The 16,175-nt window shown below is 41.9% G+C and carries 15 protein-coding genes; all 15 read right to left on the reverse strand.

The features are described 5' to 3' along the window. Nucleotides 1-57 precede the first annotated feature (57 nt). Nucleotides 58-867, reverse strand: coding sequence for a hypothetical protein (locus tag BUQ91_RS11150; RefSeq protein WP_074209332.1), 810 nt, complete (start codon nucleotides 865-867; stop codon nucleotides 58-60). 10 nt (nucleotides 868-877) lie between these two features. Then, on the reverse strand, nucleotides 878-1,885 hold the full coding sequence (locus BUQ91_RS11155; protein ID WP_074209333.1) for a hypothetical protein: 1,008 nt from the start codon (nucleotides 1,883-1,885) through the stop codon (nucleotides 878-880). Between the two features lie 7 nt (nucleotides 1,886-1,892). After that, nucleotides 1,893-2,516, reverse strand: a complete 624-nt coding sequence (locus BUQ91_RS11160) for a hypothetical protein (protein ID WP_074209334.1) — start codon at nucleotides 2,514-2,516, stop codon at nucleotides 1,893-1,895. 25 nt (nucleotides 2,517-2,541) lie between these two features. Continuing rightward, nucleotides 2,542-4,740 carry a hypothetical protein gene (locus BUQ91_RS11165; RefSeq protein ID WP_074209335.1) on the reverse strand — a complete coding sequence of 733 codons (2,199 nt, stop codon included), beginning with the start codon at nucleotides 4,738-4,740 and terminating at the stop codon, nucleotides 2,542-2,544. Then, nucleotides 4,737-5,867: a hypothetical protein gene (locus BUQ91_RS11170; protein WP_074209336.1), complete on the reverse strand. Its 1,131-nt coding sequence runs from the start codon at nucleotides 5,865-5,867 to the stop codon at nucleotides 4,737-4,739. Before BUQ91_RS11170 ends, BUQ91_RS11165 begins: the two co-directional genes overlap by 4 nt. Nucleotides 5,868-5,949: 82 nt before the next feature. Beyond that, nucleotides 5,950-7,269, reverse strand: coding sequence for a GntR family transcriptional regulator (locus BUQ91_RS11175; protein WP_074209337.1), 1,320 nt, complete (start codon nucleotides 7,267-7,269; stop codon nucleotides 5,950-5,952). Between the two features lie 88 nt (nucleotides 7,270-7,357). Then, the gene (locus BUQ91_RS15960; protein WP_256382318.1) at nucleotides 7,358-7,492 is read right to left on the reverse strand and encodes a hypothetical protein; all 135 of its coding nucleotides are present in this window, start codon (nucleotides 7,490-7,492) and stop codon (nucleotides 7,358-7,360) included. Between the two features lie 113 nt (nucleotides 7,493-7,605). Then, nucleotides 7,606-8,445 (reverse strand): DNA damage-inducible protein D, encoded by an 840-nt coding sequence (dinD, locus tag BUQ91_RS11185; RefSeq protein ID WP_074209339.1) that lies wholly within the window; start codon nucleotides 8,443-8,445, stop codon nucleotides 7,606-7,608. A 115-nt stretch (nucleotides 8,446-8,560) separates the two neighbouring features. Further along, nucleotides 8,561-8,878 (reverse strand): hypothetical protein, encoded by a 318-nt coding sequence (locus tag BUQ91_RS11190; protein WP_074209340.1) that lies wholly within the window; start codon nucleotides 8,876-8,878, stop codon nucleotides 8,561-8,563. Between the two features lie 5 nt (nucleotides 8,879-8,883). Continuing rightward, complete coding sequence (locus BUQ91_RS11195; RefSeq protein WP_139299737.1) at nucleotides 8,884-9,147, reverse strand: hypothetical protein; 264 nt, start codon at nucleotides 9,145-9,147, stop codon at nucleotides 8,884-8,886. A gap of 128 nt (nucleotides 9,148-9,275) precedes the next feature. Beyond that, on the reverse strand, nucleotides 9,276-9,749 hold the full coding sequence (locus BUQ91_RS11200) for a hypothetical protein (protein WP_074209342.1): 474 nt from the start codon (nucleotides 9,747-9,749) through the stop codon (nucleotides 9,276-9,278). A gap of 21 nt (nucleotides 9,750-9,770) precedes the next feature. Beyond that, a complete protein-coding gene (locus BUQ91_RS11205; protein WP_074209343.1) occupies nucleotides 9,771-10,904 on the reverse strand; it encodes a hypothetical protein in 1,134 nt (377 codons plus the stop codon). Beyond that, nucleotides 10,897-12,984 carry an AAA family ATPase gene (locus tag BUQ91_RS11210; protein WP_074209344.1) on the reverse strand — a complete coding sequence of 696 codons (2,088 nt, stop codon included), beginning with the start codon at nucleotides 12,982-12,984 and terminating at the stop codon, nucleotides 10,897-10,899. The genes BUQ91_RS11205 and BUQ91_RS11210 overlap by 8 nt, the downstream gene beginning before the upstream one ends. 170 nt (nucleotides 12,985-13,154) lie before the next feature. Further along, entirely contained in the window at nucleotides 13,155-14,102 is a 948-nt protein-coding gene (locus tag BUQ91_RS11215) for a DNA-processing protein DprA (protein WP_074209345.1), read from the reverse strand. Nucleotide 14,103: 1 nt separating this feature from the next. Beyond that, a complete protein-coding gene (locus tag BUQ91_RS11220; RefSeq protein ID WP_175566629.1) occupies nucleotides 14,104-16,164 on the reverse strand; it encodes a RecQ family ATP-dependent DNA helicase in 2,061 nt (686 codons plus the stop codon). Between the last annotated feature and the right edge of the window lie 11 nt (nucleotides 16,165-16,175).

Raw genomic sequence — 16,175 nt, forward strand, 5'->3', positions numbered from 1 at the left:
TCCTCCGTCATCCTGACTCTGGATCCTGTAAGGAGACAGAGGAAGGATCCTGTGAAATTACTTTCTTGCGAATCGCAGTCCCACCCAAATTGTATGAAGGTTGAACATGCTGTATTCCTTTTCAGATTCAACCGGATTTTCAAACGCTGCGGTTAAAGCGACACCCATGTTCCACTTTTCGTTAATAGACCAAGTATGCCCCACATCAAAAGTGAGGCTGTAATTTGGGGCAGATGTTATCTCAATAGCACCATGATTCCTGTCTGCAACACCAGTCTTTTCCTCTTCTACCTGGGTTTCGATAATGGAGAAACCGAATGACGCACCGGCATGGAAACCCGTCAAGGGTGATTCCTTTTGGGCAAAGGGAAATACCGTAAATCCGGCCCCAAAGAACAATCGCGTTGAAAAAGAATGAAGCTCACTGTAGCGAAGATAGTCTTCATACTCTACCCTGTGATTATGGAACGAATATCCTTCATCATCGCCATCGTATTCCACGGGTTTACTCATTACATAACAATCAAACACATGGAAACCTTCAGTGTACGTTCCCTGAACAACACCAAATACAGCCAGCTTTTCCCAGCCATACCCCACTTTCAAATCCAGCACTGGGCCATAGCCCACGTATTCCACCCTGTCTCGCGGAGCATATTCCCCACTAGGCCCCGTATCCACACAATCCTCATGTTCAAAACATTCACCCACATGGTCATCTGCCTGTTGCAACCGACGAGGGCGTTCCTGTTCCACGTAATCCGCCTTGGCGATGCCTAGAGAACCTTCCAAATAAAGTCCCTTGGCCGAAGCACCAGCGACAAGAACAGAAATTACCAAAACACAACTCTTAAAAATCTTTTTCATAAAAATGTCCCTACGAAAACCAGCCACCTTTAATCTTTACCAATTCCCATTTTCCATTTTTCTTAGACAAGTAGTAATACCATCCTTGATCCCCTTCTCCGACATCCAGTATTACCAAATCGTGACTCTTGTTAAATACGGCATTATATATAATCGGAGGCGATTCAAGTAAGAAACCACCCCAAAAAAGCGGTACAACAATAATCTTTGGAATCCAGAAAGATTGAATTTTCCGCAGTAATGGCCAATCCCGATGTTTCCAATCAACTTTTGCATTCATAAAGTCATTCATTAGCGTTTTATATTCCTTGCTCAAAACAAGAACCTTGTGGCCCATTGGTGTTTTGTCCATGCAGGCAAATTTCGCTTCTTTCCTTCCATCCCGACGTGCATGGAACATATCAATCTTATCCATTTCATTCATATCAGAAGCAGACGTGTCAAAATACACCACATTCATCCTCTGAACAAAGTAAATGCTATCATATATGCTATAAGCCTTTTTCAAACCAGACACAGCCTCTTTAAGCGGGATATCCATAATCACCGCATTTAACAAATCTGAATGTTCACTCCTATTTTTTAGATTGCCATTAGGATCAACAAGTTCTATTGAGAGTACACTATCCTTTTTCATAAGGGATTCGCGCTTTTCCTTATCAAGCGTATGCCAATAGGTATCTTTAGTATAAAGCTCCATTACAACTTTATAGATTTCGCGTAATTCAGCCGCCAAAGAATCGTCCGGCGCAACCGTCCCGCAAAGAGAATCCGATGACAATTCCCATCTCGCAAAAAAGTGATCCCTGTAATCGTTCATGGAATCGCGCGACAGCGTATCACCCGTTGCCTGGAACCGCTCATAGAATTTAAACGCACGCGTAAGGACCGTGTCCAACGGCAGTCCTTTTAACGCCTCAAACCGTTTTGCTTTTCGCACTTCATCTTCATTGGATTGCGAGCACCCGCAAAGGAACAACGCTATCAATAAAAACGGCAGCCAACACAATTTCATCATTCAATTGCTAATACGTCTTGTGACTTTTCACGATATCTATCAAAATTTTCTCAATATCCGTCTCGCGATTTTTCTGGTTGACTTCAATCGTGAAATAATTATTGTTCTTCGTCATGAGTACCGCATACGCAACACCGTACGAACCGTTTGAAGTCACCATCCAAGCAAACGCATCGCCATCTTGCCTTTCGAATTTCGTCTCGCTATACTGAATCGGCTTATCAGAATTTTCAGCTTTAGTCATCGTCTTGTAATGATCGAAAAGGCCCATGAGAATCAACGAATCCGACTGGCCAAAATCCACACCGCTTTCGGTTTCAAGACTTTCGAACAAGCTCTTAGTCTGACCATCAATCGCCACCTTCACATACGAATCAGCCGCACCTTCTGCAAGCTCTATCCGCGTATTTACACCTTCCTTCTTTTGAATTTTAAGAGGCACCCATTCAGCAGACGGGAGTTCAAAAGTGAGCGGTTCAGGATACGGGACATCCAATTTAATCACCGGGCTCCCCGTCCAAAAAGATTTTGTCTTATGAAGAATGATATCGTTGTGGTTCTTGGCACACCCGCCAAGGAATAGCAACGAAGCTGAAAATAGAAGTACGATGGTTTTCTTTATGGTTTTCATGATTGAAACATCCTTTATAAAAAATTCAATGCCAGCACATTACGGACGTGTCCTCGTATTTCCAGACGCCGTCTATCTTTTTGAAGTGGTGCTCAAAGCAATTCCAAGACGTGGTCGCCACCCCATTCTCTAAATCCAGATAAATATCACCAAGCCCATCCGCACCATAATCAAAACACATATCAAACTCATTCCAGCTGATTTCTATCGGCAAAAATTCCGTTTTGTTGTATCTGTCTTCTTCATGCTTCATGGTCCCTGTCCAGCGGTCACAACCCGAAAACACGTCAAGGGCTTCCCAGTCTTCACCTGTCAAGAACAACCTCTTGAAATTCGCTCCCTTCGTATCGACGCAGAAGGTATCGATTGTCGTATATTTGCAGCCCGTCTCCACAACCACACCGAATGTTTGCGAAAAATTCTTGTCAACTCCACAGGGTTCCGTCGTATAAGAAACAGACCTATTTTCTACAAAATAATCCTTTCCGCCTTCTTTCCTGTACCACGCCAAAAGTAAATCGTTCAATTCCTTCTGTACACCTTTCTTCGCGGGCCTTCCCTTGCAAATGGCCTCGGACCGTGCATGAATCCGCTCAAAAAACGGACTATTCAAGGTCTTGATGGAATCCATCACCTTTGCATATTTCGCCGAATCCTCTATGCTTACGACCCATTTACGTTTCGCTATCTCAAGGGGATGGACAGAATCGGGGTTGGCAATCTCCTTGCCCTCCAAATCCCAATATTTCAATTTTTCATAGCGCTTGAAAATCGCGTAGGCCTGGTTCAACTTGATAAAGGCGGAATCATTTTCCAATCGTTTCTTAGTAGCCTCCACGCTATCATAGAAAGCCTTCTTCTCTTTTTCAATTTTTTCGACTTCCTTGCGGTGCTTTTCTTCCCACTCTTTTTGACGTAGGGCCTCTTCGACCAAAATCGAATCCTTCTTCGCGCGTATCGCGTCACATACATCCGAATCCGTCCTCGCATTGCATTCGTCAAATGCTTCCTTCAGCGAATGCAACTGATTCCGCACAAACTTCTTGTAGCCGACTCTCTCATCCCCGCAATAGAACGCCATACCCGCAGTCTTACGGGCTGCATCATCGCCGATTTCAGCCAGAACCTTTTCCGAAACGTTCGCCGGCAACAGGATATCCTTCATTTCTTTTCCGGTGTATTCCCTGCCGGTAAATTTACCCTTAGAATCGAATACGAGATTGAATCCATCTTCTCTAGGTAAGCACCCCTTCGGTGATGACTTGCCACCATAGCAAGAATAGAACGGAGTCTCCACCCGCTTCTTTTGCTTGAGATTTTTCACGCTGTCATAGCAATAGTTATAATTCTCGTCATCAAAGGCGGTATGGATTTGAGCGGGCACATTGGAACCCAGCACCAGGTAGTTTTTGCCCTGGATATTGAAGCAGCCCAAACTCGTTCCCCTTCCCTCGGGGTGTCCATCCATATTCATCACTTTAGAACTTCCGTAATAATTCACTTTTGGATGTTCGTAGGTCGAATAAAAAGAATAACAGGGGAACATTCCCGGCGCAGGCACCGTGTCCTTTTTCGTTTCTTTCGCGTCATCATCCGAAGCGCATTTCTCGCCCCCGGAGCAGGAGCAACCTCCAAGCCATTCACCCTCATCGTTGTCCACCGAATCTGCGGCAGCAGGTGCGCATTCCCCGTCAATCACCACATTCAGCTTCGTCTTCAGGGTAGAAACTTCATACTTGGGGCACGAACATGAAAGCGAACTTTTCCATTCCACCTTTAACTTTTTCCCGTAAAGTTCTTCGATAAAGGACTTTTCGATTGGCCGCTTATTTTTCTCAGAAATTTCGTGCGAGATGTAATATTCGTAGGCGCTTAGTTTATCCATAGACGGTGCCGGCACGGCGCTGTTCCGCAAGCGAGCTTCGTCCGTACAAATCTTGCAGACGTTCCCACTAGGGGCATCCTTGTAATCTCCCTTAAATTCAATCCGTTCGCCCTTGTAATCCAGCACAAAATCGTTTTTCCAGAAAGCATTGCCGCACGCAAGCGAATCGGGCCATTTCCATTTTCTATCGGCAACAGCCTCCCCTACATTCCAGATTACCATTTCATAGCTGTTTTCAGTCTTCGAAAAATGCAGGACGCAAAAATGTGCCGTCGAAGGTCCCTTCGCCCAAGAGATTCCCGAAGCCAAAAGCAAGAACAAGACACCTAGACGTTTCATTTTAGCAAGTCCTTCACTTCGATACAGTTTGTCGGGCAGACGTATTCTTCACCGCACTTTTTCCAATATCCCGCAATAGAGTGCCCATAAGCCTTAACATCTTCGACCTGTTCTAGTTCAAGGATGTTCAGCTTTTTCTTGCCCTGCATGTCGCGTTTGCCGCACTTGCCCACGACACGCACACTAAAACGCACATTCCTCTCGACCGTATCGAAATTGCAGGTCAGGGAGTTTTTTGATGTCACGAAAAACGTTTTCCCGTACAAACTCTTTGCAGGTATTCCCTTGAGGGCTTGCGCATCGATATGCTGCGGGATAGGCATATAGACCTTTACCGCAATCTTGCTTGTTGCATGGCAGGTATCCTCTTCCACAAAATGCGAAAGCAGGCGCTTCCCGTACTTGCCGAAATCCATCTCGTACGATTTTTCCACGCGCATCGCCCCCTCGCAATCTATCTTGTCGTTCTTCTCGACAAAACGGGGCTCCGGCAAATTGTCGTAACGATTCAACAGATAAAGTTCCGCATCCTTGCCGCCCGCCACGCAATAGTCCAAAGCGGGAATGGTTTCGCTGCACTCGCCCACGAGCTTTGCCGAAAAATCGACCTTCATCTGCGGAAGTTCCGCATTTCCGTTGGTTTCCCACTCTCCAGTCCACTCGCCCTTGAATGTTTTGCCGTAAAAAATCTTCAGAGTCTCACGAGCATTCCGCAAATACCACCGGTCACCGGAACACCTGTCGCCTCCAACCACTTTACTTCCGTATAACTTTACGTTCTCGATTCGTGCAAGTTCAATCGGATGATACGGGCAATGAATACAGGTGCTAATACCTCCGCCTCCACCACAAAGGTTGCCAACAAGCTTGCCATTTTGGCAACGGATATCATTCGGAAAATAGAGCTTGCTTTCTGTTTCCCATTTGGCTTCGCACGGAGTTTGCTCGCAAGGAATCTTCTTCGGATAACTCCATTCCTTTATCGGTTCATTCAAGTCCTTGACAAGCAGGGGGCGATACGTACTGTCGTTCAGGATTTCTGCACAGTATTCCGCAACGCCCGCCGGGGCGGCAAAGGCGTACAAGGCAAGCCCAATAAAAAAGATGAAAATACTACAAAGTTTCATAAAACTATTCCCAATCCATCGGAATATCTCTCCCTTATTTACAAATATAATCTTACCTACACCATATAAGAACAAAAAAATTTTACTTCTCTACAACATGCCCCGAGAGTTCACGGAAATCGCCTGTTTTATACAAGGTAATTCCAGGCGAAACCAAGTGAAACACGGACTGTTCTGCAAGCGTTTCCACATTGAACTCAAAGGAATCCAGACGATTGCGGTAGCTGTCCGTAGAATTGTCGAACGAAACCATGTAAGGCGGGTGCAAAATCTTGCCCTGGTTCGCAAGCGAAATAAGCTCAACTCCGACCCTGTCGTTAGAAACAACCCACGCATCCACAGGCGGGATTTTTTTCACGAGCGACATTAAAATTTGTCTATAACGGGCATGTGCACGCGGTTCCTGCATAAAGTCATAAGGGCTCGCATGCGAGGCATCAGTCGCTTCGAACACCTCAAGCCCCACATTCTTGAGACCTTTCAAGCGGTCCCTCGACCACATGCTCATGTGGTAAGGCGAAACAAAGGCAATTCGCGTCAAGCCTTTTTTCTTCAGAAAACGCCCGACAATGCGTCCCGGGAACTCACCAAAGGCGAGGTTAAAAAATGCAAATCGCTTTTCTTTTTTTAGCGCACGCGGGATGTCGTACAGCGGGTGTTCCCACCACACAGCCACAGGAAAACGCGTCGTTGCAAGCTTTGCAAATAACTTATTAATATTGAACACGAGCATCGTCGAGACAATCGCGCCAAAACATTCACGGCAATCTTCAAGCCTGATGCGGCTGCCGCAAGCATCTAGGAATGCGCCTTCCTCCTCGAAATAGCCCAGCGCCTTTACGTTCAAGTTATTGCGATGCGCCTCCACATACACTTTTTGCATAAACGAAAGTTCGCGTTCGCCAAGACAATTAAAATCCCCGTTAGGGTTGCAACGCATAATCAGGAGGATTTCTTTTGTCTTAGAAACCGCCAACCGGGCATCGACAAAATAATAACGACCTTGCCCCTTGCGTTCCAAAGTTCCCTTTGCATGCAATGATTCCAGTGTACGCCGCATGGTTCCCAACGTCGTCGCATAAGACTGACACATGTCCTTGATTGATGGAAGCGGGCGATTAACCGAAATCTTTCCCGACTTCCAGTCCTCCAGCAGCAATCGCTCTACGCGTTCCGTTTCGAGTTCATGCGCAGACACATCGATTTTTGGCTTTGCCCCCCAAAAGTAGCCGTTGCCGTGTTCTGCATAAATCTTCCCCTGAGACGCCAGCTTCTTGTAAGCACGGAAAATGGTGAACGTCGACGCCCCCGAAGACGCCGCCACCTCGCGCACGGACGGGAGCCGGTCCCCATCCTTATAGCCAACAGATTCAATCCACTTGCAAAAATCTTCGACTGTCATGGTGAACCTCAATATAACACTAGATACAGTTTAGAAGAAATATAGGATTTATAAGAATCACCAAAAGGAAGATGAGGAAGAAAAAAAACTACAAGTACATAGCCATATAGGCTGGGATATAGGTAATCTCAACGTCGGCAGCAGAAAAATTTCTGAATTCCTCGAAATCCATAGCGAACATCTTTACGGAATCCTCTTCCGACAGGAGATTGATATCTTTCACGTTTTCCTTGATCGAAATCAATGAGTCCGTTTTTTCACTAATTGTATGTAAAAGTTTGATTTTTAACGGCATAAGCATTTTGCCGGCATTAGCAAAATGGGATCCGTAGCTTATCATTTATCAGCAATGGCTTTCTTGCGCTCCTGTTTCAACTTTTTGGCACTGATTTTGGGCGTGGGGAGGTTTTCAGGCATTGTGCCGCCAAGTTCGGCAATCGTCTGGCGGACTTTTTTGCCAACGGCATAATGGGTTTCGTTCGCCTGCTCCTTCCCCTTGATGTTTTCACGACGGAGTTTGTCGTCTGTTTGCGTGATACGGAACAGATTCGCCGCAAGTTCGGTGGCACCCATGTGGTCCAGGATCTGTTCGTTTTTCTTGAGTCCCTTGCGCTTGTGAATATCCTTCATTCCCAACCCGTTGTAAAGTCCCTGATAACCGCGATTTTGGAACACGGCGTAATCCACAGGCGTTTCAACACCGGCCGCCTTTGCAGAACTGGCAAGGAATTTGTTGCGAATGGTCACTTCGTCACGAATAGCCAAGCGCTTTTCGTCTTCCGAAAGCTGTGCCGCAGAGTCCGAAATTTCCTTCTGCCGGGTTTTAACAGCAAAATATGTTTGACCCAGGGCAATCACTTCTTTGCGGGGGTCTCCGTTCATCACAATCAGGTAACAAGCGTAACGGGAAAGCTTGATATCGGCGATTTCACGCTGGGCACCTTTAGCGAGGGTTATCATTTTGCCGACGTCGGCAAAATGATCCTCAACATCCAACCCGCTGGCCTCACAGGCGGTTTTTGCACGGACAATCGATTCTTGAAAACGGCGCCACTGGGCATATTCAAGAGCCGTTTGCAGTTCCCTTGCATACCAGAATTCAGTTCCATTTTCGTCGGTGTGCTTGATATTCTCGAACGTCTGCTGAGAATAAGTGACAATTTCTTTTTTAGCCATAGGGCCTCCTGCGTTTATTGTTTCTACTAGGAACGCCCCTGCAATACGGCAAAGCCATATAAAGCAAAAGCGCATCATTCCTTTCTACGGAATGACGCGCTGAGATGTAATGTACCTAATATTTGAAAAACTGGCAAGAGGGGCAAGAAAATTTTACACTAGGTTGAGCCGTCATGTTTTCGTACGCAAGGACATCCATCCGAAAGTCCCATTTGGTAATCGAATTCAATAATTCAACCAGAGCGACTTTCCACTGTTGCTTAGGGACAAAGTCCTTGTATTCCTTGTAAAAATCCATTCTGGATTGCGCAACAACCATTGTTTTCAGCATGTCGCCGAACTTTTCTGTTTGGCCTGTCGCACGGTACATCTCTTTCAACTTGGCATGGACCATTTCAGCAAGCCCCGACCAGTTTTTATGGGCATCCAGCAAGTGCTTTAGGCAATTCTCGGCTTCTTCGAATTTCGATTGTTCAGGTTCCCGAGCTTTTTCGTGAAATGGACCAGGACCTTCTTGGCGCCGTCATTGTTTACAAACAGGCGTTGCCTTTCGATTCGCTCGAAAAGATTCAGCATGTCATTCATGAAATAACGCGCGTCGCGGTAAGCGATAAGGCCACCGTCGCGATACCTGCGGACGATGCTGTCGAACTGGGCGTTGAGATCTTCAAGTTTTAGGGGTTGCATAGTTCGGGTTTCCATGGCTCTTTAGACAATTCTTCCGCAACTTGCGGAAAATTTTTGCGGATACAATTACGCTTCCGATTCACCGATTAGAAAATCTCCCTTGATTAATACGAGAAGTTCGCGTGGATTCATGATTGCACAATCTACTTAACACGGCGCAATACGTATTTTCCCTTGCCTGCGCCCACAACAGGTTCCACTATATTTAGCGTTTTCATCCGCTTTATAAGATTGGTCGCAGTAGCCGGAGCACACTTTAAGATATCCACAATATCGCCAGCACCAAAAACTTGATTTATTTGGATTTCGTTCACAAGTTGCAATATTTTATCCCTTACCGAGGCATTCAACTTAGCATCTAAAATCTCAGATTTGAGCCGTGCAATCCCTAAGTTTTTCGACCCAAATCCCGAATTTTTAACGATAGCCTTCAAAATGAAAGCATCCTGCCGATATTCTGGTTTCGGCAAACCCTGCGCCTCCCTCCCCTTGCCGCCAGAAGCGCGAATCAAACTCTTCGGCAGCAAGATGGAATAGTCACCGAAGAGAAGCTTAAAGTTGCCAACGACAGTCTTCTCGGCCTCTTCTTCGGTCTTAAATTGATGCGAGTCGCACATACACATAAACTCCATCCAGATTCATCGATTTTTATCCAGTTGCTTTTTTAGGTCCGTCTTCATTTTCTTTAACGGATACTGTTCTGAAGTATCGTACATCCCAAGGATTTGAGTTTCTAGTTGGCTGGACATAATATCAAAGAATATTTTTAGTTGACCTTCGTCTATATGAGCTGTAGGTTGGGCCTGCCTAAAAATTTTAAGAAGTTCAGTTCGTTTAGGATCGCAATAATTCCTATACCTTTTTAAGAACTCCACAAGATCCAATTTATGCATATTATAAATGGGTTCAAGATGAAAAACTTCCTTACTTTTATCCACCTTATCCTTTTTTGATCCTCTAGATTCTATACAGATTCGTAATTGTTCTTTTTGCTTATCATCTGTATACATTCCCTTAAATAGTTTTTCAGTCTCAATATATGCGTCATCAATCTTCACCCTAAAAACGCCATCATCCCCAAAATCTTCTCCATAAGGGTAAATCAATTTACTTTCTTCCGTTTCCCCAAAATCTGTATCCGATTTAGCATGATTGCAAACACTACAAGAAGGAATTAGGTTATATAAATTACAAGACAGATATGGATATACATCTTTGGGATAAAAATGATCTAATTCTGGTCGAACATAACATGTCACATTGCCATCTCTTTGACGTTCTTCATGCTCTGCTACCGTAAAAATATACTGACGATTACAATATGGGCATACAGAAACATTCAATCCCTTACAAAATTTATACGCATCCCATTTCCCTTCTGTCGCATGCGAATTACAAAATTTTTCATAGCAAAAAGCTTTCATCAAATAAGCGGCTTTCGTTCTCTTTTTTTCGTCATCAGATTCAGCGTCCTCTTTTTTTACACCATTTAGACCTATATTTTTCGTTCGAAGATCTTTTAGATTATCCCCCACAAGATAGGGTCGGATTTGTTCTTTAAAAGGCTTTGTTTTATCAAATCCTAAAACATCTTCAAGATAGTCTTTATATTTTTTTTCTTTATATACTTCTCCCCATTCTTCTGGGCAATCCGCATCAGATACAGTTTGAACAAACCATTCAACATGGCGTTCAATCATAGACTGCATCACTTTTTTTTCTTTATTATAATACGTTTTTTCGGCAAGAATAGAGCAGTCTATCTTAATCATTTCTTTTTCTCACTTCGCATGCAAGAGTTTTCAAAACAGGATCACCGATACAGTTGAAGACATCTTTTACTACAGTATCTTCTTTTGATAATACACCATTGTAAATACACCTGACAATTTCCTTTATTTTCTCTTCAGCAAACTTTCCTATAGTGCTATCCATAAAGAACGAATCATACAGCATTTCACCAACATTGCCACCAAAAGTTTTCAATTTTTTATTTTTTTGCATTCCATCTTCTAAGAAGAGTATTTGCTTTAGCGGAATATCGGAAAGAACAAACGGAGAATGAGTAATTATTATTACATTAAAATAAATAGATTCATCGTCTTTCCGCAACGCTTTTAGCATTTCAACAAGTCGATAAATGAATTGACATTGGTACTCGGGATGCAGACACACTTCCAATTCATCAAAAATAAGATTTATATTTTTATACTGTATTCGACCATTGGGCACACTCAACAAATTACCAATATGATACGCATGAATTGACAAGGTCTGTAGCAATTGAATTTCACCAGAACTTAATTGATTATATGGTATAGGTTTATCATTTACCTTTTCCCCATTTTCTACTTTATTAACATACAATTCATAATCAAAGAAAGGGGGCGGTAAACAATCATCGACATCATTCAATGAATTAGATGTAACTTTCGTTTTAAAAAAAATATCATCAATTTCTTCTGGCAAACAACAGTCATAAACTTTTATATAATTAATAGTTCGTCTTATTTTCTTTGTTATATGAGAATTGTCAGTCGTTATTTTATCCATCATTTCTTTAAATAACGCAGAATCTTTTTTTATAAAGATAAATTGCTCTTTATCAAACTCAAAGGAGGCTTTGTATTTTTGATAAAAAGGATAGATGTCTACTATTTTAAGAATTTTCAATGTTATATACAAAATACTTTCTTTGGCAGCCTGTGTTAAAGTAGTTAAATTATAAATACTTACAATTTCACTATAGAAAATGCTTCTACTACTTGTAAGCATGGCTCTGATTTTTTCTAATTTTTGCGATCTTTCTGTTTTTTTCCCCGTCCATTCTTCTAATTCAAGCTCAGTTTGAGGTCTTTGAAATCTAATTGGCATACCGTCTACACTATCGTAAGTCGTTAAATATATCAAATACATTTTTTCGAAATATTCTTTGAATTTTTTTTCAATTTTTTTATTCTTTGCAATCTTCATTGATTTAAAATGATAAGGAACAAATATTGTCTTACCTGCTTTTTCCCCATAAATAAGCAACGCAGTCAAGCGTTCTTTTGACAAAAACATTTCTCGCGCTAAATTAACAGTTCCTTCATGCCGGTATGGATTCAAAACCGCAGATCTAATATACCCATCATTTTTATGAAAAATCGGATCAATCCAACATTCTTCACCAATTGATCTATCATCAGCTACACACGAGTCTTCTTTTTGTTTACAAAAAAAACGAAAAACATTCCTTCTGTAATTACTAGATATGTAAGACTGCATTGAATAGTTTGACACAATGGTATAGAAAAAACGAGTCGCTAATTTTGCAATTTCAGAATTCTTCAATCCTTTTTGTTCATCAGTTTTTTCAGCAACGTTTCTTTCAATCTCATCAATTGCAAATTTTTTTTCAAAACCGGAAAACTCTACTCCGAGTGTTTCTATTTTGAGAGCATCCATTGTGAGCTTAATTTCGTCTTTTCCGTGGCAACATAAACAAGCCGTTCTTTCGTATTCTTCATAATCAATTGAAAAAAACAAATCGACATAAAGACCGTCAACATATAATAGTTCGTCAGCCCCCGGACGCTCATTACCTCGTTCAAACATATAAGAAAAATTATTTATAGCCATAAGCACTAAATCCAAAAGCGTGCTTTTCCCACTTCCATTTTTTCCGACAATGGCTTGAATGTTAATATTCTTTTCAAAGAAATCAGGCTGCTTATTGATTAGCGAATTAGGATTTTTTTCAGAGCAATCCTCTTTGTATCGATCATTAAAGTAAAATTTTCCTGGTACAACATTCTTGCGTAAAATAGGATCACAGTTGCGAAGAACTTCTATACAATCTATACTAAACATTTTATTAACCTTTTTTGTTATAAATGATTATTCCAAACTATTTCTAGCTGTCGATTCATTCGCAGATTTTACACTACCAATCGACAAAAAAGACCGATAAGAATCTAGGACAAATCATAAGGAATACGGAGAACATGTGGAGGTATATTTTTAATTTTTCGATTTTTAAACTACCCAAACAATGACAACTGATCTTCTTTTGAATCTTTTTTCTTCGTCACTGATACATCTAGTTTTCCATCCCAATTTTCATCAATTGCAATAGCACCAAGTTCTATTAACTTTTTATTGCCAAGACTTTTCTGGTTGATTCGACAAAAGACAGGACAACAACCATTTCGCAAGGCCTCCGTAGCTCCACTCCATGTGCCACCTTTGTCATAATCAGATTTTACAACAATTGTTCCCTTTGATTGGGCATAAATAAATTTATTTCGTTGCATCGCAAAACCTGCATTAAAACCAGCATCTGGCTTTGCAATAGAGATTAGAAGTAGATTTCCCTTTTGTATCTGGGAAACAACATCACGTTTCTTAATTTTACGTGCCAGAGAATCCGCCAAATATTCTATACAGAAACCACCATCAGCAAGCATCGCCGAAGATGCCGTAGAGTCAACCCCCTTAGCACCACCGGAAACTACACCAAAGCCATTTTTTGCAATCGTCGAAACTGCATGTTTCGTGAAATCAGTATCGTTGTCATCTACATTTCTTGAACCGACAAAACCAGCGTAATTTCGTTTTGTCAGATTCAAATCGCCCGCATAGTAAAATAACGGCGGACAATTTTCCTTTAGCTTACTTTTTAGAACTCGCGGATATTCAGCATCTGCCCTAGTCACGACCTTGACGCCCATTGACGAATATTTTTCAAGTTCAAACGTCAAACTTCCACTTCGATCAAACAAGGATCGAATTCGTTGAATTTCATCATCGGTATATAAGAGTATGTGCTTAAAATCCTCAGTCGAAAAATCTATAACATCCTTAGGCTGTAGCGATTTTTCCATAAGCATTTTTGCAAACTTCGTCCACTCGCTAGGGGTAAACGGTTTACAGGAATCAGCACAAAGATGGCTACATAAAGATACGATTACAGAAGAATTGTCGTTCATGTTAATCCGCCCTCTTTTTAGAACTGCAAGCCAATGCATACGGAAACACATGTTCTGCACCAGCCGTTCTTAGCAAATATCCGCATACAGTCAAAGTCCATTTAGAATCTACAACATCATCAACCAACAATATAGAACCTGTAAGGGATGTGCCATCCCGTAAGCTGAATGATTTTTGAGCATTACTACATTGAAAGGAACTGTTTTCCATCTCTTTTTGCTTTTTTGCGGCAATTTTTTGAATCACATCTATGCACGGAATTCCCAATTTTGCAGCTAACCGAAAAGCAAAATCTTTCACGACATCGCTTCGCAAAGAAGGTACATAGGCAAGTTGAGAGATTCCTTTCTCAGAAATAAGATTTCGCAAGACACTTGCACTTTTTTCCACAAGACTGTCGCAAAATTTTTTCGTCTCGTACTTCCCGTTCTTTACCATTGCTCCATAACCCTGTTCACCATAGATAGATAGGCAAATTCCCTCTTCATTTGGCATATCTATTCGAGTTCGACTGGATACATCTGTTTTTGCCCACTGCACCCTAGGTTCAATTGGTAATAGAACTTTTTCCAAGAACGCAACTGCCTTGCGCAATGAATCTTCTGAGACCACGGAAGAAAATTGTTCGTGGCCTATGCAATTTTTACATATTCCACAATTGTCCGTAGTCTTATCATCCAAGCAATTGACAATGTATTTGCCATAGCATTCATCCGTCTTAATAAAATCAAGCATCTGCGACTGTTCTTTATAGCGAATGTCCTTCACCTCGTTATAATGAGCTTCATTATACATAAAGGTGTTTGCAGATGCATAGTATTTATTCTTTTCTTTATATATAAGTTCCTCATTTTCAAGGAATTTCAACGTTTTTTCAATACGTCCTATTGAACAATTTAAATGGTACGCTAAATCATACAGTTTCACCCCCTCATTTCCAGCGATAAGAGAATACACCCTAGTTGCTTCGGATTTTGAAGGAAAAGCGGTTTCTATGAAATAATTCTGAATATCAAGGTCTTCTATGCCATACATCAAAAACGTATAAGCACGTGTGATATTTCTTCCTGCACGACCTATCTGCTGATAATAAGCTACCACGTTGGACGGCATTTGATAATGAATTACAAATGAAATATCAGGCTTATCGTATCCCATTCCTAGCTTTATCGTAGCGACAATAACCTTGATTTCATTTTTCATGAACAACTGTTCGGTCTCTTGGTTTGTGACTTCGTCCAAACCGCTGTGGTAAGCCCTTGCGTTGATATCATTTTCGTTCAGGAATTCTGTAAGATGCTCGCAGTCGTTTTGTGTAAGGCAATAGATTATTCCAGAACCAGGAATTTTATTAATGTTGTCTAAAAGCCAGGCGTATCGAGTTGCCTTGTATCTTAAATTGAGAACCTGTATAGAGAGATTCTTGCGCATCAATGGGCCTCTAGAAACAAAAACGTCTTCGCCCAGTTGCTGTTTAAGATCTTCTACGACTCGGTCGTTCGCCGTTGCCGTGGTTGCAAGAATTGGAACATTCTTCAGCATGTTGCTGATAACTTTATTTATTCGACAATATTCTAATCGAAAATCATGTCCCCAGTCAGAAATACAGTGAGCCTCATCAACGACAAATAATCCTATCTTGATTTTAGGCAATACATCTTGAACAATCGGCGTAAACAATGTTTCGGGCGTTGTCAAAACTAGGTCAACTTCACCTTTTTCCATTGACTCTAGAATCTGATTTTTCTCTTCTGGAGTTTTAGAACTATTCAAAGTTTCACACTTCAGACCAGCCTTTGTCGCCGCCTCAATCTGGTTCTTCATCAAACTCAGCAAAGGACTAATAATAAGAGTCAACCCCTTTTGCTCTTCTCTCAAAATCTTTGTACAGACGAAGTACACCATACTCTTTCCCCAACCGGTACGCTGCACAACGAGCGTTCTTTTGTTGGTGAGCGTGGCCTCAATGGCCTCGTATTGGCCTTCTTTAAACGAGGCATTTTGCCCTACGAATAGATGAAGAGCCTCTTCTGCTTTTCGTCTCATTTCATTTGCATCCATAACATTCTCTT

It is taken from the genome of Fibrobacter sp. UWB11, assembly GCF_900143015.1.
In the GTDB taxonomy this organism is placed as follows: Bacteria; Fibrobacterota; Fibrobacteria; order Fibrobacterales; family Fibrobacteraceae; genus Fibrobacter.